Origin of the sequence: Streptomyces sp. NPDC046261 (assembly GCF_040646235.1) — a bacterium.
Taxonomy (GTDB): Bacteria; Actinomycetota; Actinomycetes; order Streptomycetales; family Streptomycetaceae; genus Streptomyces.
Genome location: NZ_JBEYZU010000004.1, coordinates 47,875 through 73,966 on the forward strand (window position 1 = coordinate 47,875; position 26,092 = coordinate 73,966).

At 70.4% G+C, this 26,092-nt stretch carries 20 protein-coding genes and 1 tRNA gene; 12 read left to right on the forward strand and 9 right to left on the reverse strand.

The window, feature by feature from the left end:
* The first annotated feature begins 402 nt into the window (after positions 1 to 402).
* Together ABZ956_RS09655 and hrpB are read left to right on the forward strand one after the other, a co-directional pair.
* Positions 403 to 1,206 carry a class I SAM-dependent methyltransferase gene (locus tag ABZ956_RS09655; protein ID WP_361889546.1) on the forward strand — a complete coding sequence of 268 codons (804 nt, stop codon included), beginning with the start codon at positions 403 to 405 and terminating at the stop codon, positions 1,204 to 1,206.
* A gap of 45 nt (positions 1,207 to 1,251) precedes the next feature.
* Positions 1,252 to 3,840, forward strand: coding sequence for an ATP-dependent helicase HrpB (hrpB, locus tag ABZ956_RS09660; RefSeq protein WP_361889548.1), 2,589 nt, complete (start codon positions 1,252 to 1,254; stop codon positions 3,838 to 3,840).
* Positions 3,841 to 3,895: 55 nt separating this feature from the next.
* On the opposite strand, the gene ABZ956_RS09665 is transcribed toward hrpB, so the two are convergent.
* The 4 genes from ABZ956_RS09665 to polA all read right to left on the reverse strand — a co-directional run bounded on the left by ABZ956_RS09665 (position 3,896) and on the right by polA (position 8,137).
* Complete coding sequence (locus ABZ956_RS09665; protein WP_361889551.1) at positions 3,896 to 4,087, reverse strand: hypothetical protein; 192 nt, start codon at positions 4,085 to 4,087, stop codon at positions 3,896 to 3,898.
* The gene (locus ABZ956_RS09670) at positions 4,084 to 5,106 is read right to left on the reverse strand and encodes a DUF3068 domain-containing protein (protein WP_361889554.1); all 1,023 of its coding nucleotides are present in this window, start codon (positions 5,104 to 5,106) and stop codon (positions 4,084 to 4,086) included. Before ABZ956_RS09670 ends, ABZ956_RS09665 begins: the two co-directional genes overlap by 4 nt.
* A gap of 14 nt (positions 5,107 to 5,120) precedes the next feature.
* Positions 5,121 to 5,255, reverse strand: coding sequence for an SPW_0924 family protein (locus ABZ956_RS09675; protein ID WP_361889557.1), 135 nt, complete (start codon positions 5,253 to 5,255; stop codon positions 5,121 to 5,123).
* A 224-nt stretch (positions 5,256 to 5,479) separates the two neighbouring features.
* Positions 5,480 to 8,137, reverse strand: coding sequence for a DNA polymerase I (gene polA, locus ABZ956_RS09680; protein WP_361890469.1), 2,658 nt, complete (start codon positions 8,135 to 8,137; stop codon positions 5,480 to 5,482).
* A gap of 237 nt (positions 8,138 to 8,374) precedes the next feature.
* Here polA and ABZ956_RS09685 point away from each other — a divergent pair, with 237 nt between their 5' ends.
* The 7 genes from ABZ956_RS09685 to ABZ956_RS09715 all read left to right on the forward strand — a co-directional run bounded on the left by ABZ956_RS09685 (position 8,375) and on the right by ABZ956_RS09715 (position 17,210).
* Positions 8,375 to 10,663 (forward strand): FdhF/YdeP family oxidoreductase, encoded by a 2,289-nt coding sequence (locus ABZ956_RS09685; protein ID WP_361889560.1) that lies wholly within the window; start codon positions 8,375 to 8,377, stop codon positions 10,661 to 10,663.
* A gap of 67 nt (positions 10,664 to 10,730) precedes the next feature.
* Entirely contained in the window at positions 10,731 to 11,204 is a 474-nt protein-coding gene (locus ABZ956_RS09690) for a hotdog fold thioesterase (RefSeq protein ID WP_361889563.1), read from the forward strand.
* Between the two features lie 342 nt (positions 11,205 to 11,546).
* Entirely contained in the window at positions 11,547 to 12,764 is a 1,218-nt protein-coding gene (locus tag ABZ956_RS09695) for a branched-chain amino acid ABC transporter substrate-binding protein (protein ID WP_361890472.1), read from the forward strand.
* A 120-nt stretch (positions 12,765 to 12,884) separates the two neighbouring features.
* Positions 12,885 to 13,814, forward strand: coding sequence for a branched-chain amino acid ABC transporter permease (locus ABZ956_RS09700; RefSeq protein ID WP_361889566.1), 930 nt, complete (start codon positions 12,885 to 12,887; stop codon positions 13,812 to 13,814).
* Positions 13,815 to 13,819: 5 nt separating this feature from the next.
* Entirely contained in the window at positions 13,820 to 15,604 is a 1,785-nt protein-coding gene (locus tag ABZ956_RS09705; protein WP_361890475.1) for a branched-chain amino acid ABC transporter permease, read from the forward strand.
* A 5-nt stretch (positions 15,605 to 15,609) separates the two neighbouring features.
* A complete protein-coding gene (locus ABZ956_RS09710) occupies positions 15,610 to 16,497 on the forward strand; it encodes an ABC transporter ATP-binding protein (RefSeq protein WP_361889573.1) in 888 nt (295 codons plus the stop codon).
* Complete coding sequence (locus tag ABZ956_RS09715; protein ID WP_361889576.1) at positions 16,494 to 17,210, forward strand: ABC transporter ATP-binding protein; 717 nt, start codon at positions 16,494 to 16,496, stop codon at positions 17,208 to 17,210. Before ABZ956_RS09710 ends, ABZ956_RS09715 begins: the two co-directional genes overlap by 4 nt.
* Before the next feature lie 87 nt (positions 17,211 to 17,297).
* Here the strand turns inward: ABZ956_RS09715 and ABZ956_RS09720 are convergent, their stop codons facing one another.
* Positions 17,298 to 17,948: a response regulator gene (locus ABZ956_RS09720; RefSeq protein ID WP_361889579.1), complete on the reverse strand. Its 651-nt coding sequence runs from the start codon at positions 17,946 to 17,948 to the stop codon at positions 17,298 to 17,300.
* A gap of 95 nt (positions 17,949 to 18,043) precedes the next feature.
* Between ABZ956_RS09720 and ABZ956_RS09725 the strand changes: the two genes are divergently transcribed.
* A tRNA-Leu gene (locus ABZ956_RS09725) sits at positions 18,044 to 18,118 on the forward strand.
* A 77-nt stretch (positions 18,119 to 18,195) separates the two neighbouring features.
* Here the strand turns inward: ABZ956_RS09725 and pyk are convergent.
* Positions 18,196 to 19,632 carry a pyruvate kinase gene (gene pyk / locus ABZ956_RS09730; protein ID WP_361889582.1) on the reverse strand — a complete coding sequence of 479 codons (1,437 nt, stop codon included), beginning with the start codon at positions 19,630 to 19,632 and terminating at the stop codon, positions 18,196 to 18,198.
* A 132-nt stretch (positions 19,633 to 19,764) separates the two neighbouring features.
* Positions 19,765 to 20,469, reverse strand: coding sequence for an SIMPL domain-containing protein (locus ABZ956_RS09735; RefSeq protein WP_361889585.1), 705 nt, complete (start codon positions 20,467 to 20,469; stop codon positions 19,765 to 19,767).
* A gap of 144 nt (positions 20,470 to 20,613) precedes the next feature.
* Here ABZ956_RS09735 and ABZ956_RS09740 point away from each other — a divergent pair, with 144 nt between their 5' ends.
* Positions 20,614 to 22,410, forward strand: coding sequence for a 5'-nucleotidase C-terminal domain-containing protein (locus ABZ956_RS09740; protein ID WP_361889588.1), 1,797 nt, complete (start codon positions 20,614 to 20,616; stop codon positions 22,408 to 22,410).
* Here ABZ956_RS09740 and ABZ956_RS09745 read toward each other — a convergent pair.
* Positions 22,366 to 23,796 carry a SidA/IucD/PvdA family monooxygenase gene (locus tag ABZ956_RS09745; protein ID WP_361889591.1) on the reverse strand — a complete coding sequence of 477 codons (1,431 nt, stop codon included), beginning with the start codon at positions 23,794 to 23,796 and terminating at the stop codon, positions 22,366 to 22,368. The two genes, ABZ956_RS09740 and ABZ956_RS09745, sit on opposite strands and share 45 nt — an antisense overlap.
* Positions 23,793 to 25,217 carry a pyridoxal-dependent decarboxylase gene (locus ABZ956_RS09750; protein WP_361889594.1) on the reverse strand — a complete coding sequence of 475 codons (1,425 nt, stop codon included), beginning with the start codon at positions 25,215 to 25,217 and terminating at the stop codon, positions 23,793 to 23,795. Before ABZ956_RS09750 ends, ABZ956_RS09745 begins: the two co-directional genes overlap by 4 nt.
* Before the next feature lie 246 nt (positions 25,218 to 25,463).
* On the opposite strand from ABZ956_RS09750, the gene ABZ956_RS09755 reads away from it, so the two are divergent.
* Positions 25,464 to 26,018 (forward strand): F0F1 ATP synthase subunit B, encoded by a 555-nt coding sequence (locus ABZ956_RS09755; protein ID WP_361889597.1) that lies wholly within the window; start codon positions 25,464 to 25,466, stop codon positions 26,016 to 26,018.
* Positions 26,019 to 26,092: the final 74 nt, after the last annotated feature.

The following is a 26,092-nucleotide window of genomic DNA, read 5'->3' on the forward strand; positions in this document are numbered from 1 at the left end:
GATAGGAAACCGGAAACGCCTCGACAACCGAGGGGACATACAACCAGTGCGAGCGCGACCTGCTCCGTCTGAGGCGCGCAGGCTCGCAGCGCAACTTGTAGCATACGGGGGCAGCCGGACACGGTCAATGCGCGAAGGCGCACACCCGGGACGAAACGCCCGAAAACCGGCACAACTCAGGTTGTGCGAGGCCACGAGGGCCTCCCGGCACCTCGTGGCGCCACGCTCGGGACACCGGAAGGCCCCTCGCGAAAACCCGGCGAAACCGGGACGATCGCCGCCCGGGCCCCCGCGGCGGCACGCTCCGGCGGGGACCTGTAAAGATCAAAAGATCAAGAGACCTGTTGAACCGGGAACCGCTCACCGCGGTTCCCTGCCGAGGCCAAGGGCGCGACCGTCGAGATGACCCAAGAGTACGAGCCGGAAGCGACCCGCCGTGAGAGCGGCGGGGCGGAGAGCAGCCGGGCCAGCCGTGGCTGGTGGGACCGCAACGCCGACGAGTACCAGAGCGAGCACGGCGGATTCCTCGGCGACGACCGCTTCGTCTGGGGCCCCGAGGGCCTGGACGAGGCGGAGGCCGCGCTGCTGGGCCCGGCGAGCGGCCTCAAGGGCCTGGCCGTCCTGGAGATCGGGGCGGGCGCGGCCCAGTGCGCGCGCTGGCTGGCCGCCCAGGGCGCCCGCCCCGTGGCCCTGGACCTCTCCCACCGGCAGCTGCAGCACGCCCTGCGGATCGGCGCGGACTTCCCCCTGGTCGAGGCCGACGCCGGCGCGCTGCCCTTCGCGGACGGCTCCTTCGACCTGGCCTGCTCCGCCTACGGAGCGGTGCCGTTCGTCGCCGACCCGGTCCAGGTGATGCGGGAGGTACGCAGGGTGCTGCGCCCCGGCGGCCGCTGGGTCTTCTCCGTCACCCACCCCATCCGCTGGGCCTTCCCCGACGAGCCCGGCCCCGAGGGCCTGTCCGTCGCCGCCTCCTACTTCGACCGCACCCCTTATGTGGAACAGGACGAGAACGGCCACGCCGTCTACGTCGAGCACCACCGCACACTCGGCGACCGGGTGCGCGACGTCGTCGCGGCCGGATTCCGCCTGGTCGACCTGGTCGAACCGGAATGGCCGCACTGGAACACCCAGGAGTGGGGCGGCTGGTCCCCGCTGCGCGGTGCTCTGATCCCCGGCACGGTGATCTTCGTCTGCGAGCGCGACTGACACCGGGCCGCGGAGCCACTCCGGAGCTCGGCGAGACTTGATCCCGTGATCCACACCGAGGCCCTCGGCCATCTGCCCGTACGCACCGCCCTGCCCGCGCTCACCCGCGCACTGGACGAGAGCGGCGCCGCCGTCCTGTGCGCGCCGCCCGGCACGGGCAAGACGACCCTGGTGCCGCTGGTCCTGGCCGGGCTCGTGCCGGCCGACGGTACGGGCGCGCCCGCGCCCGTACGCCGCGTCGTGGTCGCCGAGCCGCGCCGGATCGCGGCGCGGGCCGCGGCGCGGCGCATGGCGTGGCTGCTCGGCGAGACCATCGGCGAGGGGGGCGCCGCGGGGCGCGTGGGGTTCACCGTGCGCGGGGAGCGGCGGGCAGGGCCCGCGACCGTGGTCGAGGTGGTCACGACCGGTGTGCTGTTGCAGCGCCTGCAGCGCGATCCGGAGCTGGCCGGGGTCGACGTCGTGGTGCTCGACGAGTGCCATGAGCGGCATCTGGACGCCGACACGGCCGCGGCGTTCCTGCTGGACGTACGCGCCGCCCTGCGCCCCGACCTGCGGCTGGTGGCCGCCTCGGCCACCACGGACGCCGAGGGCTGGGCGCGGCTGCTGGGCGACGCGCCCGTGGTGCGGGCGCAGGGCGTCTCGCACCCGGTGGAGGTGGTGTGGGCGCCGCCGGAGCGGGCGGTGCGGCCGCCGCACGGGATGCGCGTGGACCCCGTCCTGCTGGAGCACGTGGCCGCGGTCGTGCGGCGGGCGCTGCGCGAGCGGGACGGCGACGTGCTGTGCTTCCTGCCGGGCGTGGGCGAGATCGGGCGCGTGGCGGGCCTGCTGGGCGGGCCCGGGGCGCTGGGCGGTGCGGAGGTGCTGCAGGTGCACGGCAGGGCCCCGGCCGCGGTGCAGGACGCGGTCCTCGCCGGCGGCTCGGGCGCGCGCCGGGTGGTGCTGGCGACGTCGGTGGCGGAGTCGAGCCTGACCGTGCCGGGCGTACGGGTCGTGGTGGACGCGGGCCTGGCCCGGGAGCCGCGCACGGACCACGCCCGGGGGCTCGGCGCGCTCACGACCGTACGGGCGTCCCGGGCGGCGGCACGGCAGCGGGCGGGGCGTGCGGGCCGTGAGGCGCCGGGCACGGTGTACCGCTGCTGGGCCGAGGCCGAGGAGGCGCGGCTGCCGGCGTTCCCGGCCGCGGAGATCACGGTCGCGGACCTGACGGCGTTCGCCCTGCAGGCGGCCTGCTGGGGCGATCCCGACGCGTCCGGCCTCGCGCTTCTCGACGCCCCGCCGGCCGGCGCGCTGGCCGCGGCCCGTGCGGTGCTGGCGGCCACGGGGGCGACCGGCCCGGACGGGCGCCCCACGGACCGGGGCCGGCGCATGGCCCGGCTGGGGGTGCACCCTCGTCTGGCACGCGCCCTCCTGGACGGCGCGCACGAGGTCGGCGCGCGCCGGGCGGCCGAGGTCGTGGCGCTGCTCAGCGAGGAACCGCCCCGTGAGTACGGCGACGACCTGGCCGCCGCCTGGAGAGCGGCCCGGCGCGGCGGCGACGCCTACGCCGCGCGCTGGCGCGCCGAGGCCCGCCGCCTGGAGAGCGGGGTACGGGGTGTCATGGGCGGCGCGCCGGAGGAAGGTCGTGATCGCGTCGGTACCGGCGGCCCGCAGACCGACGATGCCGCCGCCGGGCTGATCGCGGCGCTGGCGTTCCCCGAGCGGGTGGCGCGGGCGCGCGGGGAGGGCGCGTATCTGATGGTGTCGGGGACCGGCGCCGAGCTGGGTGAGGGGTCGCGGCTGCGCAGTGCGCGCTGGCTCGCGATCGCCGTGGCGGACCGGCCGGTGACGGCCGCGTCGGCGCGGGTGCGGCTGGGCGCGGTGATCGACGAGGACACGGCCAGGGCAGCGGCCGGGGCGCTGCTCGCCGAGGACGAGGAGGTGCTCTGGTCCGAGGAGCGGCGCGACGTCGTGGCGCGCCGGGTGACGCGGCTGGGCGCGGTGGAGCTGGCCACGAGCGCGCTGAGCGCGCCGGATCCGCGGCGTGTGCGGGCGGCCCTGCTGGCAGGGCTGCGGCGTGAGGGGCTCGCTCTGCTGCGCTGGAGCGCGGAGGCCGAGGGGCTGCGGCAGCGTCTGGCGTTCCTGCACCGGGAGCTGGGCGCGCCGTGGCCGGACGTGTCGGACGAGGCGCTGCTGGCGTGTACGGACCAGTGGCTGGGCCCGGAGCTGGACCGGGCACGTCGGCGCGCCGACCTGGAGCGGCTGGATGCCGGCAAGGCCCTGGAGCGGCTGCTTCCGTGGGCGAGCGGGGACGCCGCGCGCCTGGCGGAGCTGGCGCCGGAGCGCCTGGAGGTGCCGAGCGGCTCCCGGATCCGGGTGGACTACGCCGGTGAGCAGCCCGTCCTGGCGGTCAAGCTGCAGGAGCTCTTCGGTCTGCGGCAGACGCCGCGTCTGGCGGGCGGCCGGGTCCCGGTGCTCGTGCACCTGCTGTCACCGGCGGGCAGGCCGGCGGCGGTCACGGCGGACCTGGCGTCGTTCTGGCAGGAGGGCTACCGCTCGGTGCGGGCCGAGCTGCGCGGCCGCTACCCCAGGCACCCCTGGCCCGAGGACCCGTCGACGGCCGTGGCGACACGCCGTACCAACGCGCGTCGTTCATAGGACGTGCGCCCCGGGCGCGCAGGTGCGGCGTGCGCGCCCGGGGGGTCGTGCCGTGTCAGGGGAGGTAACGCTCGACCGCCGCGGCCCCCTCCTTCTCCATCAGGCGCTTGGCCTTCTCGATCCGTTCCGGTGTCACGTCGCGGCCGGAGGCCATGACCAGGTCTTCGGGGTCGTACGGCCGCTCGCCGCCGGTGTACAGCCGGCGCGGCCGGGACGTGGTGGACTCGTCCTCGGGACTCTCCTTCACGGCGAGCCTCCTCTGCTCAGCGGCCCCTCGTCGGGGGTCGGCCGTTCGGGTTTCCCTCCATCGTGTGCCAGGTTCGCGGTGAGCGCACGACGATCTCGGGCCTCCAGGACGAGGGAGAGGGACAGCAGCACGCCGCCGAGCGCGAGGAAGCCCCAGGGGAGGTAGCCGGTGAGCAGCAGGACCAGCTGTCGCTGCGTCTTGACGAGCGCGACCGTGTCCTCGACGTAGTCGGGCCGCATCTTCACATGACCGGCGAAGGCGGTGATCGGCTTCTTGTCCGGTTTTCCGGTCCAGCGCATCTCCTCGCGGTGGATCTCCTCGCCGTTGACGGGTGCGCCGGTGGTGGGGTCGACCCAGAACATGCGCCGGGTGGAGTACCAGCGCTCCAGGCCGAGCTGCCGGACGGTGTCGGGGGTGATACCCAGCGGCAGGGTGCGGGGCAGGGGGACCTTGGTCCAGGGGATGGTCTGCTCGAAGTAGTAGACCTTCAGTCCGTGGAAGGCGCGGGTGCCCTTGTAGTGGATGGGGGCGGAGGTGCGGGTCATCAGGTCGAAGTAGCGGTAGTCGCGCTTTTCGACGAGGAAGGGCCACTTGTACTGGATGCCGTCGCGGCGCACCGGGGTGCCGTCGATGTGTTCGCCGCCCGCGTGGACGGGCTGCTGGCTGTGGGCGTCGAAGACGTAGCGCTCGGGTATCCGCGAGACCATCGTGCCGTCGGGGCCCGCGGCGTAGGAGAGGCCGTCCCAGACGACGACGTCGCGACCGGTCGCGTGTTTGACCTTGCGGGCCTGTTCGACGTTGCCCTTGAGGGTCTGGACCATGGTCAGGCGGGGGACTTTTTTCGGCGTGAGCGTGGCGTAGTCGATGAGGGTGGCGTCCTTCGCCTCCAGGACGGCCGTCTGGTAGCGGCCGGCGGGGACCTTGGCCAGCCGGGGGAAGGCGTACCAGCGCAGCAGGGGGGACAGGGCGGTGAAGAACACCGCGAGGGCCAGCAGGACCAGGCTCGCTCTGCGGCGCATGAGGGGCCTCCCGGCTACGGGTGTGCGGGGGCGGTGGACAGCAGGGGTTCGGGTGAGGTCTCGCCTTCGGGCGGGCCGATGGCGGTGACGGCGAAGACCAGGGCGAGGGCCGCGGCCAGTCCGATGGCCGCGGCGGCCAGTGCGCGCATGCGGAGCCTCCTGGCAGCGTTCCCCGTATGTGACGAGGCGTCAGGGATGGGCACGGTAGCAACGCACGCCGCGGATGAGAACCACACCGCCGCCTCCAACCACACCGGCCCTTCTTCCCCCTCGGAGCGCCGAGGGGGAAGAAGGGCCGGTCAGTGCGTACGGGTCCGGTGCCGGACCGCGCGGGCGGGACGCGTACGGGGCCGCGCCGGAACCCCGCGGGTGGTCAGTGCGCGGCGGACTCCCAGTCCCGGCCGACGCCCACCGACACATCCAGCGGGGCACGCAGCTCGACGGCCCCGGCCATCTCGCGGCGGACCAGCGCCTCGACCTTCTCGCGCTCGCCCGGCGAGATCTCCAGCACGATTTCGTCGTGCACCTGGAGCAGCATCCGGGAGGTGAGCGTCTCGGCCGCCAGGGCCTCGCCGACCCGCAGCATCGCGATCTTGACGATGTCGGCGGCGGTGCCCTGGATCGGGGCGTTCAGCGCCATCCGCTCGGCCATCTCACGACGCTGGCGGTTGTCGCTGTTGAGGTCGGGAAGGTAGCGGCGGCGGCCGAGCATCGTCTCGGTGTATCCCGTGGCGCGGGCCTCCTCGACCACGCGCTGGAGATAATCGCGCACCCCGCCGAACCGCTCGAAGAACGTGTCCATCAGGCGCCGCGCCTCGTCGGGCGCGATGTTCAGCTGCTGCGAGAGCCCGAACGCCGACAGGCCGTAGGCCAGGCCGTACGACATGGCCTTGATCTTGCGGCGCATCTCCGGGTCGACCTCGCTCTTGGCGACGCCGAACACCTGGGAGGCCACGGTGGTGTGCAGGTCCTCACCCGACGCGAACGCCTCGATCAGGCCCTCGTCCTCGGAGAGGTGCGCCATGACCCGCAGCTCGATCTGGCTGTAGTCGGCGGTCATCAGGGACTCGTAGCCCTCGCCGACGACGAAGCCGCGGCGGATGGCCCGGCCCTCGTCCGTACGCACCGGGATGTTCTGCAGGTTCGGGTCGGTGGAGGACAGCCGGCCCGTCGCCGCCACCGTCTGGTTGAAGGTGGTGTGGATCCGGCCGTCGGGGGCGATCGCCTTGATCAGGCCCTCGACGGTGGAACGCAGCTTGGACTGCTCCCGGTGCCGCAGCATGATCACCGGCAGCTCGTTCTCCGTCTGCGCGGCGAGCCAGGCCAGGGCGTCGGCGTCCGTGGTGTAGCCGGTCTTCGTCTTCTTCGTCCGCGGCAGGCCCAGCTCCCCGAAGAGGACCTCCTGCAGCTGCTTGGGCGAGCCCAGGTTGAACTCGCGCCCCGCCGCGGCGTGCGCCTCGAGGACCGCCTGCTGCACCGCCGCCGCGAACTGCTGCTCCATTCGCTCGAGCCAGCCCCGGTCCGCGGCGATACCCGCCCGCTCCAGGCCCGCCAGCATCGCGCTCGTCGGCAGCTCCACGTCCGTCAGCAGCTCGGCCGCGCCCACGTCCTTGAGCCGGCCCGTGAACGCGCCGCCCAGGTCGAGCACCGTACGCGCCCGGCCCATGAGGGCGTCGGCCTCGGCCTGTTCGTCGGCGCCGAAGGCCAGCTGGCCGTCGCCCGCCGCCGCCGTCGCCAGCTCACGGCCCAGGTACTCCACCGACAGGGCGTCCAGGGCGAACGACCGACGGCCGGGCTTGACCAGATAGGCGGCCAGGGCGGTGTCCATGGTCACGCCCTCGACCGACCAGCCGTGCTCGGCGAACACCCGCATCGCGGACTTCGCGTCGTGCATCACCTTCGGCCGTGCCGTGTCCGCGCTCCACGCGGCGAACGCCCGCTCGTCGGCCTCGTCCAGCTCCGCCGGGTCGAACCACACGGCCGGGCCCTCGCCCGTCGCCAGCGCGATCTCACTCACCCGGCCACTGCCCAGCGACCAGCTGTCGACCACGGCCACACCGAGCGCGGCCCCGCCGTGCTCCGCCAGCCACGGCGCCAGCTCGCCAGTGGCGAGCACCACACCGTCGACCTCGGCACCCGCCTCGGGAGCGGCCTCCTCGGCGGACTCCCCGCCCGGGTCGGCGGCCAGCAGCCGGTCCCGCAGGCCCACGTTGCGGATCTCCAGCCGCTCCAGGAACGACACCAGCGCCAGCCGGTCGTACGCCTCACGGACCAGACCCCCGGGGCCCGTGGACAGCTCCACGTCCCGCACCATCTCGGTCAGGCGGCGGTTGAGCTTGACCGCCTCCAGGTGGTCCCGCAGATTCTGCCCGGCCTTGCCCTTGACCTCGTCCACCCGCTCGACCAGCTCCGCGAACGAACCGAACTGGTTGATCCACTTCGCGGCCGTCTTCTCCCCCACACCGGGGATGCCCGGCAGGTTGTCCGACGGGTCGCCGCGCAGCGCCGCGAAGTCCGGGTACTGCTGCGGCGACAGGCCGTACTTCTCCACGACCTTCTCCGGCGTGAACCGCGTCAGCTCCGAGACGCCCTTCGTCGGATACAGCACCGTGACGGCGTCGCTCACCAGCTGGAAGGAGTCGCGGTCACCGGTGACGATCGAAACCTCGAAGCCCTCCGCCTCCGCCTGCGTGGCCAGCGTGGCGATCACGTCGTCCGCCTCGAAGCCGTCCACCGCGAACCGCGGCACACTCATCGTGTCGAGCATCTCGCCGATCAGCGCGACCTGCCCCTTGAACTCGTCCGGGGTCTTCGAACGCGTCGCCTTGTACTCCGGGAACTCCTCCGAGCGCCACGTCTTGCGCGAGACGTCGAACGCCACCGCGAAATGCGTAGGCCGCTCGTCACGCAGTGTGTTGGCCAGCATGGACGCGAAGCCGTACACCGCGTTCGTCGGCTGACCACCCGAAGTGGTGAAGTTCTCCGCGGGCAGCGCGAAGAACGCCCGGTACGCCATGGAGTGCCCGTCCATCAACAGCAGACGGGGCCGGCCTCCCTCCGCTGATGCCTCGGTGCCGGTCGGTTCGTTCGTCTTCGATGCCTTTGCTGCCACGCCCCCGATCCTGCCACGGCCCACTGACAATCCCGACAGCCCTGGTCGTCGATCACCCCTCACACCCTCGCCACCGCCACTGTCAGACGCCCATGACAGGATCGGCACCGTACGCGCACACCCGCGTACCACACCGACCGCTCAAGGGGGAGCGAGATGGCAGGCAAGCCGCCCACCGGCGATCCCGTACAGGACGCACCCGACGTCACCGCCCCGCAGCACGCGGCCGCAGGGCTGCCCGCCATCGCCCACACGCTGCGCATCGCCCAGGACCAGATGGGCGTCCGCCGCACCGCCCTCACCCTCCTCAAGGTCAACCAGAAGGACGGCTTCGACTGCCCCGGCTGCGCCTGGCCCGAGCCCGACAAGCGCCACGCCGCCGAATTCTGCGAGAACGGCGCCAAGGCCGTCGCCGAGGAAGCCACCCTGCGCCGCGTCACCCCCGCCTTCTTCACCGAGCACTCCGTGGCCGACCTCGCCGGCCGCAGTGGCTACTGGCTCGGCCAGCAGGGCCGCCTCACCCACCCCATGTACCTCGCCGAAGGCGCCACCCACTACGAGCCGGTCAGCTGGGAGCGGGCCTTCGGCATCATCGCCGACGAGCTGACCGCCCTTGCCACACCGGATGAAGCCGTCTTCTACACCTCCGGGCGCACCAGCAATGAAGCCGCCTTCCTCTACCAGCTCTTCGCCCGCGAGTTCGGCACCAACAACCTGCCCGACTGCTCCAACATGTGCCACGAGTCCTCCGGCTCCGCGCTCACGGAGACCATCGGCATCGGCAAGGGCAGCGTCCTGCTGGAAGACCTCTACAAAGCCGACCTGATCATCGTCGCCGGGCAGAACCCCGGCACCAACCATCCCCGCATGCTCAGCGCCCTGGAGAAGGCCAAGGCCGGCGGAGCGAGGATCATCACGGTCAACCCGCTGCCCGAAGCGGGCATGGAACGCTTCAAGAACCCCCAGAACGCCCGCGGTCTCGCCGGCGGCGGCACCCCCCTCACCGACCTCTTCCTGCAGATCCGCCTCGGCGGTGACCAGGCCCTCTTCCGCCTCCTCAACAAACTCGTCCTGGAGACCGAAGGCGCCGTCGACACCGCGTTCGTCGACGAGTACACGCACGGCTTCGAGGACTTCGCACGCGCCGCCCGCGCCGCCGACTGGGACCAGACCCTGCGCGCCACCGGCCTGCGCCGCGAGGAGATCGAGACGGCCCTGCGCATGGTCCTGGCCTCCGAACGCACCGTCGTGTGCTGGGCCATGGGCCTCACCCAGCACAAGCACGCCGTCCCCACCATCAGGGAAGTCGTCAACTTCCTGCTGCTGCGCGGCAACATCGGCCGCCCCGGCGCCGGCGTCTGCCCCGTCCGCGGCCACAGCAACGTCCAGGGCGACCGCACCATGGGCATCTTCGAACGTCCCTCCACGGCGTTCCTCGACGCCCTGGAGAAGGAATTCGGCTTCACCCCGCCCCGCGAGCACGGGCTCGACGTCGTCCGCGCCATCCGCGCCCTGCGCGACGGACAGGCGAAGGTCTTCGTCGCCATGGGCGGCAACTTCGTCTCCGCCACCCCTGACACGGCCGTCACCGAAGCGGCCGTCCGCCGTGCCCGCCTGACGGTCCACGTCTCCACCAAGCTCAACCGCTCACACGTGATCACCGGCGCCCGGGCCCTGATCCTGCCCACCCTCGGCCGCACCGAACGCGACCGTCAGCACAGCGGCGAGCAGTTCGTCACCGTCGAGGACTCCATGGGCATGGTGCACGCCTCACGCGGCCGCCTGCGGCCCGCGAGCCCGCGGCTGCTGTCCGAACCCGCCATCGTCTGCCGGCTCGCCCGACGCGTCCTCGGCACCAGCAGCACCACACCATGGGAAGAGTTCGAGAAGGACTACGGCACCATCCGCGACCGCATCGCCCGCGTCATCCCCGGTTTCGAGGACTTCAACGCCCGCGTCGCCCGCCCCGGGGGCTTCACCCTCCCCCACGCCCCCCGCGACAGCCGCACCTTCCCCACCAGGACCGGCAAGGCCAACTTCACCGCCGCCGACGTCACCTACCCCCTCGTGCCCGAGGGCCGGCTGCTGCTGCAGACCCTGCGCTCGCACGATCAGTACAACACCACCATCTACGGCCTCGACGACCGCTACCGCGGCATCAAGAACGGCCGCCGCGTCGTCCTCGTCCACCCCGACGACGCCCGCGCCCACGATCTCGCCGACGGCTCCTACGCCGACCTCGTCAGCGAATGGACCGACGGCAGCGAACGCCGCGCACCCGGCTTCCGTGTCGTGCACTACCCCACCGCGCGCGGCTGCGCCGCCGCCTACTACCCCGAGACCAACGTCCTGGTCCCCCTGGACCACACCGCCGACACCAGCAACACCCCGGCCAGTAAGTCCCTCGTCATCAGGATCGAGCGGCGGGCCGATCAGGACAGTTGACGCCGAAGCGGTCCAGCTGAAAAAACTTTCACCACACAACGACCAAAGGTGATCGGAGCCACGACGCATGGGCGAGTACAGCAAGACCACGTTCCCGCAGGAGATCCTCGACCAGTGGGCCGGCAGCGGGCTCGACCTGAGCGCTCTCTTCTCCGCCGGCCACCTCGGCGAGCGCATGAGCGTCCACGTCGTCGAGGCCTCCCCCGAGCGCGTCGTCGCCACCATGCCCGTCGAAGGCAACACCCAGCCCTACGGACTGCTCCACGGCGGCGCCTCGGCCGTCCTCGCCGAAACCATCGGCTCCGTCGGCGCCATGCTGCACGCGGGCCCCGGCCGCATCGCCGTGGGCGTGGACCTCAACTGCACCCACCACCGCGGAGTCCGCTCCGGACTGGTCACCGGCACCGCCACCCCCGTCCACCGCGGACGCACCACCGCCACCTACGAGATCGTCATCACCGACGAGCAGGACAAGCGCGTGTGCTCCGCCCGCCTCACGTGCCTCATCCGCGCGGCCGCCGACACCTCCTCCGCCGCCTGAGAAATCCCCCGGCCCCACCCGACCGATGCCGTCCCCGGAACGCTTCCGGGGGCGGCATCGGTCTACTCAGCGCGACCCATACAGCCGACTCTGTTAAACAATCGCCCCCGAGTGACCTGCGTCATAACAAGACAGTCACATCATGGCCTGCACCTCTGCCCCTTAGTGCCGCACACCCCTAGAGTCACGGCCATTCACCACCCCGCCGGGCGGTTCGCACACGGCCTCTCCGCACCTCTCGAATTTCCCGTTCCGCCTTGCCTTCCTCCCGCCCGGCGGCGATACGGCACCTCCGCAGCGAGGGCCTCGCCAGGGAAAGGAAGCACCGTGCGACACCATTCCTTGCTCATCCTCACCACCGCGATCACCGCGGGAGCCCTCACCCTCAGCGCCTGCGGATCACGCGACGGCGGCGGGGACAAAGACACCGGCAGCGACCGGAAGACCACCGTCACCATCGGCCTCGACGCCCCCCTGACCGGCGACCTCTCCGCTCTCGGTCAAGGAATCAAAAACTCCGCCCACCTCGCCGTCACCAACGCCAACAAAGCCAAGGAAGTCCCCGGCATAACCTTCGAACTCACCCCGCTCGACGACCAGGCCCAACCCACCTCCGGCCAGCAGAACGCCACCAAACTGGTCGGCGACAAAAAGGTCCTCGGCATCGTCGGACCGCTGAACTCCAGCGTCGCCCAGTCCATGCAGCAGGTCGCCCAGGCCAACAGCGTCCCCCTCATATCCCCGGCCAACACCACCCCCGACCTCACCCAGGGCAAGGACTGGAAACAGAACAACCGCAAGCGCCAGTTCACCACCTACTTCCGCACGGCCACCACCGACGAGATCCAGGGCGCCTTCGGCGGCCAGTACGCCTACGAACAGATCAAGGCGAAAACCGTCTACGTCATCGACGACCAGAAAACCTATGGCGTCGGTCTCGCCGCCGCCTTCTCCGCCAAATTCACCTCACTCGGCGGAAAAGTCACCGGCACCGAACACGTCAACCCCGAGGACCGCGACTTCAAGGCCATCGTCTCCAAAGTCAAGACCGCCAACCCCGACCTCGTCTTCTACGGCGGCGAATACCCCGCCGCGGCACCGCTGAGCCAACAACTCAAGGACGGCGGCGTGAAAGCCCCGCTCATGGGCGGCGACGGCATGTACAGCGGTGACTACATCACCCTCAACAAGAAATCCGCCGGCGACTACGCCACCTCCGTCGGCAAGCCCGTCGAACAACTCGACTCCGCCAAGAAATTCATCGCCGACTACAAGGCCGCCGGCTACAAAGACCGCTACGAGGCCTACGGCGGCTCCACCTACGACGCCACCTGGGCCATCATCCAGGCCGTCAAAGCCGTCGTCGCCGACAACGGCGGAAAGCTCCCCGACAACGCCCGCGCCAAGGTCGTCGAAGCCCTCAACAAGGTCAAGTTCGACGGCGTCACCGGGCCGGTCTCCTTCGACCAGTACGGCGACACCACCAACACCATGATCACCGCATACCAGGTCGATTCAGCGGCATGGAAAGCCCGCCACAGCGCCGAGTACAAACGCTGACGCCCGCGCCCGCGCACACCGCGCACCACATCCACCGGCCGGGCCGTACGAACCGACCACCCACCCCGCACGGCCCGCGCCGACCGCCCGTACCCCTTCCCATCCCACGGAGGCCCGGCGGTGCACGAACTGCCGCAACAGCTGGCCAACGGACTCATCCTCGGCGCGATGTACGGACTCATCGCGATCGGCTACACGATGGTCTACGGCATCGTCCAGCTCATCAACTTCGCCCACGGCGAGATCTTCATGGTCGGCGGCTTCGGCGCACTGACCGCCCACCTCATCCTCCCCGAGAGCACCGGCCTGCTCCTCGCCCTCCCCCTCATGATCCTCGGCGGCATCCTCGCCGCCACCGCCGTCGCCGTCACCGCCGAACGCTTCGCCTACCGCCCCCTGCGCGACGCGCCCCGCCTCGCCCCCCTCATCACCGCCATCGGCCTGTCCATCGCCCTCCAGCAAGCCATCTGGAAGTGGTACCCCGACGCCAAGAAGGCCCGTGTCTTCCCGCAGTTCAAGGGCGAATCCCTCGACATCCTCGGCGCCACCGTCCAACGGGGAGAAATCTTCCTCCTCATCGCCGCGCCGCTGTGCATGACCGCTCTCGGCCTCTTCGTCGCCAAAACCCGCACCGGCCGTGGCATGCAGGCCACCGCACAAGACCCCGACACCGCCAAGCTCATGGGGATCAACACCGACCGCATCATCGTCATCGCCTTCGCCATCGGCGCCGCCTTCGCCGCCATCGCGGCCGTCGCCCACGGCCTCAAATACGGCCAGGTCGACTTCCGCATGGGCTTCATCACCGGCCTCAAAGCCTTCACCGCGGCCGTCCTCGGCGGCATCGGCAACATCTACGGCGCCATGCTCGGCGGCGTCGTCCTCGGCGTCGCGGAAGCCCTCGCCACCGGCTACATCGAGGAGATCCCCGGCATGACCCAATTCGGCGGCGGCTCCTGGAAGGACGTCTGGGCCTTCGTCCTCCTCATCCTCGTCCTGCTGCTCAGGCCCCAGGGCCTGCTCGGCGAACGCGTCGCGGATCGGGCGTGATCACCATGACCGGCACCCACCCCACGCCCCGTCCGTCCCGCGGCCTCATCCCCCTGCCCCCCGACGCGGCGCGCGTCCTCGTCATCATCGGCGCCGCCCTCGCCATCACCTCCACCTTCACCGCCTGGACCTGGACGGCCAGGTTCCCCGGCAACCTCACCGTCACCGGCTACCCCGGCGGCCTCCAGACCATCACCCTCGCCGGTGCCCTCCTCACCCTCCTCTTCGCCGTCGCCGGCCACGGCACCCGCGGCCTGCGGTGGCTGACCCCCGCCGGCGGGACCGCACCCACGCTCCTCCTCGCCCTCGGCACCTTCGCCACCACCTGGTACACCCTCGCCGCCATCGCCATCGACCTCGGCGGCCTGGCCAACCTCGAACCCGGCGGCTACCTGGCGGGAGCCGACACCCTCCTCACCCTCGCCGCCGCCCTCGCCCTGCCACCCGACCACCCCTATGACGACCACAACGGCACCCGGCCACCCACCCTCTGGCGCCGCCTGCGCCACACCCTCACCACCCGACGGCCGCCCCGCCCCGCGCCCCTGCCCACCTGGGCGGACATCCTCATCATCGCCGCCTCGTTCGGCATCGGCCTCTACCTCTTCAGCTACGGCATCGACACCGAGTACGGCGAACTCTTCGTCGGCTACCTCCTCCTCACCGGCTGCGCCCTCGCCGCCATCAGCCGGGCCGGGCTCACCACCCGCCTCAGCGCCCTCACCGCCAAACACCGCAACACCACACTCACCGCCGCCTTCATCGCCGCCGCCTGCTTCCCCCTCACCCAGACCAACGACGCCTACACCAACCTCGCCACCAGCATCCTGATCTTCGCCACCGTCGCCCTCGGCCTCAATGTCGTCGTCGGCCTCGCCGGCCTCCTCGACCTCGGCTACGTCGCCTTCCTGGGCGTCGGCGCCTACGCGGCCGCCCTCGTCTCCGGCTCCCCTGAATCCGCCATCGGCGTCCATTTCCCCTTCTGGGCCGCCGTCCTCACCGGCATCGCCGCCTCCCTCGTCTTCGGCGTCCTCATCGGCGCCCCCACCCTCCGGCTCCGCGGCGACTACCTCGCCATCGTCACCCTCGGATTCGGCGAAATCTTCCGCATCACCATGCTCAACCTCAACGGAAAGACCGGGCCCGACATCACCAACGGCTCGATGGGAATTCCCAACATCCCCGAACTCAACATCTTCGGATTCGACTTCGGCCAGACCCATGACATCCTCGGCACGCCCATCGGCCGGTTCGGCAACTACTACCTCCTCATGCTCCTGGCCACCATCACCGTCGTCCTCGTCTTCCGCCGCGCCACCGAATCCCGCATCGGCCGCGCCTGGATCGCCATCCGCGAGGACGAAACCGCGGCCACCGCCATGGGCATCAACGCCTTCCGGCTCAAACTCCTCGCCTTCGCCCTCGGCGCCGCACTCGCCGGACTCGCCGGCACCATCCAGGCCCACGTCATCACCACGGCCACCCCCGACCAATATCAATTCGCCGGCACGGTGCCACCCAACTCCGCGTTCCTCCTCGCGGCCGTCATCCTCGGCGGCATGGGCACCATCACCGGCCCCATCGTGGGAGCGGCCCTGCTCTACCTCATCCCGAGCAAAATGGACTTCATGCAGGACTACCAACTCCTGCTGTTCGGACTCGCCCTCATCCTCCTCATGCGCTTCCGGCCGGAAGGTCTGGTCGCCGACCGCAGAAAACAACTCGAATTCCACGAGCACGAGAACACCTCCCCGGCCGGCGGCGCACCCCTCACCAAGGCGGAGGCGTAACCACCATGACGACCACCGCCACACCCACCCCGCCCGTGCTCACCGCCACCGGCGTCACCATGCGCTTCGGCGGACTCACCGCCGTACGCACCGTCGACCTCACCGTCGGGCACCGCGAGATCGTCGGCCTCATCGGGCCCAACGGCGCCGGGAAGACCACGTTCTTCAACTGCCTCACGGGCCTCTACATACCCACCGAAGGCACCGTCGCCTATCGGGGCCATACCCTCCCGCCCAAACCCCACCTGGTCACCCAGGCCGGAATCGCCCGCACCTTCCAGAACATCCGCCTCTTCCCCAACATGACCGTCCTGGAAAACGTCCTCGTCGGCCGCCACACCCGCACCAAAGAAGGTCTCTTCTCCGCCCTCCTGAGAGGCCCCGGATTCCGCCGCGCCGAACAAGCCTCCGAACAACGCGCCATGGAACTCCTCGCCTTCACCGAGCTCGCCCCCAAACGCGACCACCTCGCCCGCAACCTTCCCTACGGCGAACAACGCAAGCTCGAAATCGCCCGCGCCCTCGCCAGCGACCCCGGCCTCCTCCTTCTCGACGAACCCACCGCCGGAATGAACCCCCAGGAAACCCGGGCCACCGAAACACTCGTGCGCGCCATCCGGGAACAGGGCACCGCCGTCCTCGTCATCGAGCACGACATGCGCTTCATCTTCAACCTCTGCGACCGCGTCGCCGTCCTCGTCCAGGGCGAGAAACTCGTCGAAGGCACACCCGACACCGTCCAAGCCGACGAACGCGTCATCGCCGCCTACCTCGGCACACCCTTCGAAGGCGCACCCGGCCAGGAGGAAATAGCCGAAGTCGAAGCCGCCGAAGCCGCGGCCGAAGCGACCGGAACGCCCGGAGCGACCGAAACCGAGGGAGACCAGCGATGACCCCCCTCCTCGAAGTCGAGGACCTCCGCGTCGCCTACGGCAAGATCGAAGCCGTGAAGGGAATCTCCTTCACCGTGCACGCGGGCCAGGTCGTCACCCTCATCGGCACCAACGGCGCCGGCAAGACCACCACCCTGCGCACCCTCTCCGGCCTCCTCACCCCCACCACCGGCACCATCCGCTTCGACGGCAAGCCGCTCACCGGCGTCCCCGCCCATGAGATCGTCGCCCGCGGCCTCGCCCACTCCCCCGAAGGCCGCCATATCTTCCCCCGCCTCACCATCGCCGAGAACCTCCAGCTCGGAGCGTTCCTCCGCAAGGACACCGACGCCATCGCCCACGACATACGCCGCGCCTACGAGCTCTTCCCCATCCTCGGCGAACGAGCCTCCCAGAAGGCCGGCACCCTCTCCGGCGGCGAGCAGCAAATGCTCGCCATGGGCCGCGCCCTGATGTCCCGCCCCAAGCTGCTCATGCTCGACGAACCCTCCATGGGCCTCTCCCCGATCATGATGCAGAAGATCATGGACACCATCGCCGAGCTCAAGGCGTCCGGCACCACCATCCTGCTCGTCGAACAGAACGCCCAGGCCGCCCTGACCCTCGCCGACCAGGGCCACGTCATGGAGATCGGCAAGATCGTCCTGTCGGGCACGGGAACGGACCTCCTGCACGACGAGTCCGTCCGCAAGGCCTACCTCGGCGAAGACTGAGGGCAGAAGCCTGAGGGTGGAAGTCTGAAGGCATAGGAAAAGGGCCCGTGTCCGGCCGGACACGGGCCCTTCGGGTGATCACGACCGCTACTGCTCCTTGGCCGCCTTCTTCTCCTTGGCGTCCTCGATGACGGCCTCGGCGACCTGCTGCATGGACAGCCGGCGGTCCATCGACGTCTTCTGGATCCACCGGAACGCCGCCGGCTCGGTCAGTCCGTACTGCGTCTGCAGCACGCTCTTCGCCCGGTCGACCAGCTTCCGCGTCTCCAGCCGCTGCGAGAGGTCGGCGACCTCCTGCTCCAGGGCCTTCAGCTCGGTGAAGCGCGATACGGCCATCTCGATGGCCGGCACGACGTCGCTCTTGCTGAACGGCTTCACCAGATACGCCATGGCCCCGGCGTCCCGGGCCCGCTCCACGAGGTCGCGCTGCGAGAACGCCGTGAGCATCAGGACGGGCGCGATCGACTCGGCGGCGATCCGCTCGGCGGCGGAGATCCCGTCGAGGACCGGCATCTTCACATCGAGGATCACCAGGTCGGGCTTGTGCTCCCGCGCCAGGGCGACGGCCGTCTCCCCGTCGCCGGCCTCGCCCACGACGGAGTAGCCCTCCTCCTCGAGCATCTCCTTGAGGTCGAGGCGGATCAGGGCCTCGTCCTCGGCGATCACGACACGGGTGATGTGCGGAGGGGTGTGCTGCGGCTCGTCGTCGACGGGCGGCTGGGGCTCGGCGGCGGTCACGGGTCTCCTCAGTAGGGCAGGTGCTGCTGCATGAGCCTACCTAGGTCATGTAGTTTTGAGCACTGAGGGGGTATAGACTTCCCTTGGATTGCAAGGCCCCGGTAGCCCAATTGGCAGCAGGCGATGGATTCAAAACCCATACAGTGTCGGTTCGAGTCCGACCCGGGGCACTCCACCTTCGATTCGAAGGCGTAGCGCCGCTTCCGGTGCCTGACGGCCTTCGCTCTCCCGCCGGCCGACCGCCCGGCTAGCCCTTCGGTGAATCGTCCTCCCCGATGTGGTGCACGCGCACCAGGTTGGTCGTCCCCGCCACCCCCGGCGGCGACCCCGCCGTGATGATCACCATGTCGCCCTTCCGGCACCGGCCGATCCGCAGCAGATACTCGTCGACCTGGTCGACCATCTCGTCCGTCGTCTGCACCATCGGCCCCAGGAACGTCTCGACCCCCCACGTCAGATTCAGCTGCGACCGGGTCGCCGGCTCGGGCGTGAACGCCAGCAGCGGGATGGGCGACCGGTAGCGCGACAGCCTCCGGACCGTGTCACCGGATTGAGTGAAGGCCACCAGGAACTTCGCGCCGAGGAAGTCGCCCATCTCGGCGGCGGCGCGGGCGACGGAGCCGCCCTGCGTGCGGGGCTTGCTGCGCTCGCTCAGCGGCGGGAGGCCCTTGGCGAGAAGGTCCTCCTCCGCCGCCGCCACGATGCGGCCCATGGTCCTCACGGTCTCGACGGGGTACTTGCCGACGCTGGTCTCGCCGCTGAGCATCACCGCGTCGGTGCCGTCGATGACGGCGTTGGCGACGTCGGAGGCCTCGGCCCTGGTGGGGCGGGAGGCGTCGATCATGGAGTCCAGCATCTGGGTCGCGACGATGACCGGCTTGGCGTTGCGCCTGGCGAGCTTGATCGCTCGCTTCTGCACGATGGGGACCGTTTCGAGGGGCATTTCGACGCCCAGGTCACCTCGGGCGACCATGATGCCGTCGAAGGCGGCGACGATGCCGTCGAGGTTCTCGACGGCCTGGGGCTTTTCGATCTTGGCGATGACGGGGAGGCGGCAGCCCTCCTCGTCCATGACGCGGTGGACGTCCTCGATGTCGCGTGCGCTGCGGACGAAGGACAGGGCGATGATGTCGGCGCCGGTCGTGAGGGCCCAGCGGAGGTCCTCGACGTCCTTCTCGGAGAGGGCGGGGACGGAGACGGCGACGCCGGGGAGGTTGAGGCCCTTGTGGTCGGAGACCATGCCCCCTTCGAGGACGAGGGTCTTGACGCGGGGACCGTCGACTTCGATGACCTCGAGGGTGACGCGGCCGTCGTCGACGAGGATGCGCTCACCCTTGGTGACGTCGGAGGCGAGACCGTCGTAGGTGGTGCCGCAGCAGTGGCGGTCGCCTTCGGTGTCCTCGACGGTGATGGTGAATTCATCCCCGCGTTCAAGGAGTACGGGGCCTTCACGGAAGCGGCCGAGGCGGATCTTCGGGCCTTGAAGGTCGGCGAGGATGCCGATGTTGCGGCCGGTCTCCTCCGCGGCCTTGCGCACCCGCTGGTACCGGGCCTCGTGCTCGACGTAGGTGCCATGGCTGAGGTTGAAGCGGGCTACGTCCATGCCCGCTTCGACGAGTGCCTTGATCTGCTCGTACGAGTCGGTGGCGGGGCCCAGGGTGCAGACGATTTTCGCTCGGCGCATGGCACGACCTTATGACCTACTGGTGGGTAGAGAATTGACCCCTCGCAACTCCCCAACGTCCCTTGAGTAAAAGCTTGTTGACACTTCGTGAAACGTGCGGGCGGCTGCTCCGATGAGCGCTCCGCGGCCCCCTCAGAGCACCGGTCGCGTCATCGTAAAGCGGGCGTTGACCTGGGCGTACACGGTCTGGCGCTGGGGCTCGAGGTCGAGCGCGGGGGCGGGGGCGGAGGCGCCGCCGTAGCCGGCGGTGCGCATCATTCCGCCGGGGGCGGGCGGCGGGTAGGCGGGCAGGCCGGTGTTCTCGGCTCCGTTGTCGGCGAGTTCGACGACCGCGGTGAGTTCGGCGCCGAGTGCGGCGGCGTATTCGCGGGCGCGCTGGACGGCTTCGCGTACGGCTTGCTGCCGGGCGTCGCGGTGGGCGGGCGAGTCGGGGCGCAGGGACCACCAGGGGCCGTCGACGCGGGTGAGGTCGAGTTCGGCGAGTCGGGTGGCGAGTTCACCGAGGGCGGTGAAGTCGGCGAGGGTGGCGGTGAGGTGGACGGTGCCGTGATAGGCGCGGACGCGTTCGTTGCGGCCCTTCTCGGTGAGCTGGGGGGTGATGGTGAAGCGGCCGGTCTCGAGTTTCTCGACGGCGTCGCCGTAGGACTTCAGCAGGTCGAGGACCTGGCTGTTGCGGTGGGTGAGGTCTTGGAGGGCATTGCGGCGGTCGGTGCCGCGGGCGTTGACGGTGATGCCGAGGTGGGCGATCTCGGGGTCGACTTCGAGGCGGGCTTCGCCGCGGACGGCGAGGCGGGGGGTGTCGGGGGTGCCGTAGGGCAGGGGTGCGGGTGTGGTCATGGGTTCAGGGTCCCAGGTGGGCGGGGTGTGTGGTGAGGGTGGTCGGTGATGTATTCGCAACCTTGTGAGGGTGTCGGGGGGTGTGGTTGCTGGGTCAGAATCTACGCGCGTTGGTTCTGATGATGAATGGGGAGAACAGAACATATGCCGCTCAATCGTAGGAATTTTCTGGGGCGTACCGCCGCGACGGGTGCCGGTGTCGCGCTGGCCGGAGCGGTGAGTGCCGCGCCGGCCGAGGCGGCGTCTCCCGGGGGCAGGAAGAAGCGGTACTCCTTCACCGTGATGGGCACCACGGATCTGCACGGCAACATCTTCAACTGGGATTACTTCACGGACGCGGAGTTCGACGACAAGGCGCACAATGATGTGGGCCTTGCCAAGATTTCGACCCTGGTGAATCAGGTGCGCGCCGAGAAGGGCCGGCGCAACACCCTGCTGATCGACGCGGGTGACACGATTCAGGGCACCCAGTTGTCGTACTACTACGCGAAGGTCGACCCGATCACGGGTGCGAACGGCCCGGTGCATCCGATGGCCCAGGCGATGAACGCGATCGGTTATGACGCCGCCGCCCTGGGAAATCACGAGTTCAATTACGGCATTCCGACGCTGCGCAAGTTCCAGGAACAGTGCCGCTTCCCTCTCCTGGGCGCCAACGCGCTGGACGCGAAGACGCTGCGCCCGGCGTTCCCGCCGTATGTCATGAAGAAGGTGTGCACGCCGCACGGCCGTGATGTCCGGGTGGCGATCCTGGGGCTGACCAACCCCGGCATCGCGATCTGGGACAAGGCGAATGTGCAGGGGAAGATGGTTTTCCCGGGCCTGGAGGAGCAGGCCGCGAAGTGGGTGCCGAAGCTACGTTCGATGGGTGCCGATGTGGTGATCGTGTCGGCGCACTCCGGTTCCAGCGGGACGTCGTCGTACGGTGATCAGCTGCCGTACATCGAGAACGCGGCCGCCCTGGTGGCCGAGCAGGTGCCGGGCATCGACGCGATTCTCGTCGGGCACGCGCACACGGAGATTCCCGAGTACCGGGTGACGAACAAGGAGACGGGCAAGCAGGTCGTGCTGTCCGAGCCGCTGAAGTGGGGCCAGCGGCTGACGCTGTTCGACTTCGACGTGGTGTGGGACCGCGGCCGCTGGCAGGTCGAGTCGGTGTCGGCGAAGGTACTGAACTCCAACGCGGTGGCCGAGGACCGGAAGATCACGGGCCTGCTGAGCGATGAGCACCGCAAGGTGGTCGCGTATGTGAATCAGGTGATCGGTACGTCGTCGGCGGCGATGAGTGCCGCGGAGGCGTCGTACAAGGACACCCCGATCATCGATTTCATCAATCACGTGCAGGCGGAGACGGTGCGTTCGGCGCTTGCCGGGACCGCGTACGCCGCCCTTCCCGTGCTCTCCCAGGCGTCGTGCTTCTCGCGTACGGCCGCCGTCCCCGCCGGGAAGGTGACGATCCGCGAGGTGGCGGGGCTGTATCCGTTCGAGAACACCCTGGAGGCGCGCCTGCTGACGGGCGCGCAGCTGCGTGAGTATCTGGAGTTCTCGGCGCGTTATTACGTGCGGACGCCGGCCGGTGGGCCGGTGGATCCGGCGAAGCTGACGAACGCCGAGGGGATTCCGGACTACAACTACGACGTTGTGAGCGGCTTGTCGTACGAGATCGATGTCGCGAAGGCGCCGGGTTCGCGCATCGTGAATCTCTCGTTCGACGGGAAGCCGCTCGTCGATTCGGCGCAGTTCGTTCTGGCGGTGAACAACTACCGGGCGAGTGGTGGCGGGAACTTCCCGCACGTGGCGCGCGCCAAGCAGGTGTGGGCGAATTCTGAGGAGATCCGTAACACGATCATCGGCTGGGTGAAGGCGAAGCAGTCGATCGATGTGGCGGCCTTCGCGTCAGTGAACTGGAAGCTGACGCGGGATGGTGCGCCGGTTCTCTGAGCTGATGCCGGTGTGGGGCCGTGGCTGTGGCCGCGGCTCCAGGCCGAAGGTGGTGAAGGCGGTGCGCTGGGGCAGGGGGTAGTGGGTCTTCCCGGTGAGGGCGTTGAGGATGACGGCGCTGCGCCAGGCGGCCAGGCCGAGGTCGGGTGTGCCGACGCCGTGGGTGTGGGTCTCGGCGTTCTGGACGTGGATGGCGCCCTTGACGGAGGGGTCGAGGATGAGCCGGTGGTGTTCGTCGATGCGGGGGCGGCCGTTGGAGTCGCGGCGGATGTAGGGGTCGAGGGCGGCGAGGAGGGTGTCGACGCGGCGCTCGCGGTAGCCGGTGGCGAGGATGACGGCGTCCGTGGTGAGGCGGGAGCGGGCGCCTTGCTGGATGTGTTCGAGGTGGAGTTCGACGCGGGTGGTGCCGACGCGGCCGGCGGTGCGGACGAAGACACCGGGGGTCAGGACGGTGTCGGGCCAGCCGCCGTGGAGGCTGCGGCGGTAGAGCTCGTCGTGGATGTCGGCGATGGTGTGGACGTCGATGCCCTGGTGGAGTTGCCACTGCTGGGGCAGGACGTGGTCGCGCACGGCTTCGGGGAGGGTGCGGAAGTAGTGGGTGTAGTCGGGGGTGAAGTGCTCGAGGCCGAGCTTGCTGTATTCCATGGGGGCGAATGCGGGGCTGCGGGCGAGCCAGGCGAGCTTTTCGCGGCCGGTGGGGCGGCGGCGGAGGAGGTCCAGGAAGATCTCGGCGCCTGATTGCCCGGAGCCGATGACGGTGATGTGTTCGGCTTCGAGGAGTTTCTCGCGGTGGTCGAGGTAGTCGGCGGAGTGGATGACGGGGACGTTGTGCGCTTCGGCGAGGGGGCGCAGCGGTTCGGGGATGTGGGGGGCGGTGCCGACGCCGAGGACGAGGTTGCGGGTGTAGGCGCGGCCGAGGGCGTCGGCTTCGCCTTCGGGGTCGAGCTGGGTGTAGTCGATTTCGAAGAGGACGCGTTCGGGGTTCCAGCGGACGGCGTCGATGTGGTGGTTGAAGTGGAGTCCGCCCAGGTTCTCGCTGACCCAGCGGCAGTAGGCGTCGTATTCGGCGCGGTGGATGTGCTGGCGCTCCGAGAAGTAGAAGGGGTAGAGGCGTTCGCGGGATTTGAGGTAGTTGAGGAAGGTCCAGGGGCTGGTGGGGTCGGCCAGGGTGACGAGGTCGGCCAGGTAGGGCACCTGGAGGGTGGTCCCGTCGATGAGGAGGCCGGGGTGCCACTGGAAGGTGGGGTTCTGGTCGTAGAAGGCGGTGCGGAGGTCGTCGAGGGGCTGGGCGAGGGCGGCGAGGGAGAGGTTGAAGGGGCCGATGCCGATGCCGACGAGGTCGAGGGGTTGGTCGGGGGCGGAGGCGGGGGGCTGGGCGTTGGTCATCGGGTCGTGTGGCCTTCCACGAGTTTCAGCAGGTGTCGGAGGTCGTCCGGGCGGGTGTGGGGGTTGAGCAGGGTGGCTTTGAGCCAGAGGCCCTGAGGGGTGTGGGCGCGGCCGAGGACGGCGTGTCCGGTGTGCAGCAGGCGGCGTCTGGTGTGGGCGGTGGTGTGGTGGTCGGCGCCGATGGGACGGAAGAGAACGGTGCTGATGGTGGGGCGTGAGTGCAGTTCGAGTGCGGGGTGGTCGTCGATGAGGTCGGCGAGGTGGTGCGCGGCGGCGCAGACGCGCTCGACGAGGTCGGCGATGCCCTGGCGGCCGAGGGCGCGGAGGGTGACGGCGATCTTGAAGATGTCGGGGCGGCGGGTGGTGCGCAGGGAACGGTGGAGGAGGTCGGGGAGGCCGGCTTCGGTGTCGTCGGGGGCGTTGAGGTAGTCGGCCTGGTGGGCGAGGGGGCGCAGGGCCGTGGTGTCGGGGACCGCGAGGAGGCCCGCGGCGATGGGTTGCCAGCCGAGTTTGTGCAGGTCGAGGGTGATGGTGTGGGCGCGGTCGAGGCCGGTGAGGGCGGTCTTGAGGGTGTCGCTGAAGAGCAGGGGTCCGCCGTAGGCGGCGTCGATGTGCAGGCGGGCGCGGTGGGCCTCGCAGTGGTCGGCGATGGCGGGCAGCGGGTCGATGCGGCCGGTGTCGGTGGTGCCGGCGGTGGCGACGACGAGGGCGGGGGTGCCACCGGGGAGCCCGGGGAGTGCTGTGAGGGCGGTGTGGAGGTCGGCGGGGTTGATGGTGCCGCTGGGGGTGGGGAGGGTGCGGGGTTCGGGGAGGCCGAGGAGCCATGCGGAGCGGTGGATGCTGTGGTGGGCGTTGGCTCCGCAGATGATCTGCAGGGGCGCGGTGCCGTGGGTGCGGGCGGCTTCGCGGGCGAGGAGCAGGGCGAGCTGGTTGGACTCGGTGCCGCCGGTGGTGACGAGGGCGTCGGGCGCGGGGCGGCCGGGGTAGGCGAGGGCGGCCAGGGCCCGGGTGGTGAGGGCTTCGAGGGCGGTGGCGGAGGGGGACTGGTCCCAGGAGTCGAGGGAGGGGTTGAGGGTGCCGGCCGCGAGATCGGCGGCGGTGGCGAGGGCGAGGGGTGGGCCGTGCAGGTGCGCGGCGCAGTGCGGGTCGGCGGGGTCGGCGGCGCCTTCGGCCAGGGCCTGGACGAGGGTGTGCAGGGATTCTTCGGGGCCGGTGCCGCGTTCGGGCAGGGCGGGGCCGGCGGTGGCTCGTATGCGGGCGGCGACGGTTTCGGGGCCGCCCGCGGGGAGCGGGCCGCCGCGGGCGGTGGCACCGCGGGCGAGGGCGTTGAGGGCGATGTCGATCAGGGGGCGCAGGGCGCGGGTTCCTTGGGCGCCGCCCGCGAGTGCGGGGGTGGGGTGGGGTGAGGGCGGCGCAGGCATGAGTCTGTCCCTTTTGGGTCGGTTTTCTGTGCGGTGTTCCTGGGGTACGGGCGGGTCCGGGGGCTGGCACCAACGGGCCAAGCTACCGGCTGTGCACGGTCGGTGACCTCGAGTGGAGGAGGGTTCGCCCGATGGGGGGACGGGACCGTCGTCGCCTTGTGGCGGCGGCGAGTTGGGGGTCCGGGCGGGGCCGTGGGGTGGGTGCGGGTCGGCGGGTGGGCGGGGCCGCAAGGTAATGTGCACACCATGGCCATGACTTTTGCCCTCGACGTAGGGCCTCTGAAGCCCGACCTCGCTCCGCTGATCGTGGGGCTGGTGCTGTTCTTCATCGTTTTCGCCCTGATGGCGAAGGTGATCCTGCCCCGGATCAACAAGGTCCTCGTCGAGCGTGAGAACGCCACCGAGGGGCGTTTCGAGGAGGCCGAGGAGACCCGCGCCGAGGCGGCGCAGGTCCACGCCGAGTACCAGGCGCTGCTGGCGGAGGCCCGTCACGAGGCGGCGCGGCTGCGGCAGGAGTCGGTCGAGCAGGGTACGGCGATCATCGCCGAGCTGCGGGCCGAGGGTCAGCGTCAGCGCGAGGAGATCGTCGCCGCGGGTCACGCGGTGATCGACGCCGAGCGTGCGGTGGCGGAGGCCGAGCTGCGGGAGCAGGTCGGCGCGCTGGCCACGGAGCTGGCGGGCAAGATCGTCGGCGAGTCGATGGCCGACTACGCCCGGGAGAGCGGCGTCGTCGACCGCTTCCTGGAGGAGCTGCGTACGGCCCAGCCGTCGCAGGCGGCGAAGGGCGACGCGCGCGACTGATCGTCGGTACCGACGATCGGCAGAGCCATGGGCCGAGGCTCCCGTACCCCCCGGTGGGGTACGGGAGCCTTTGT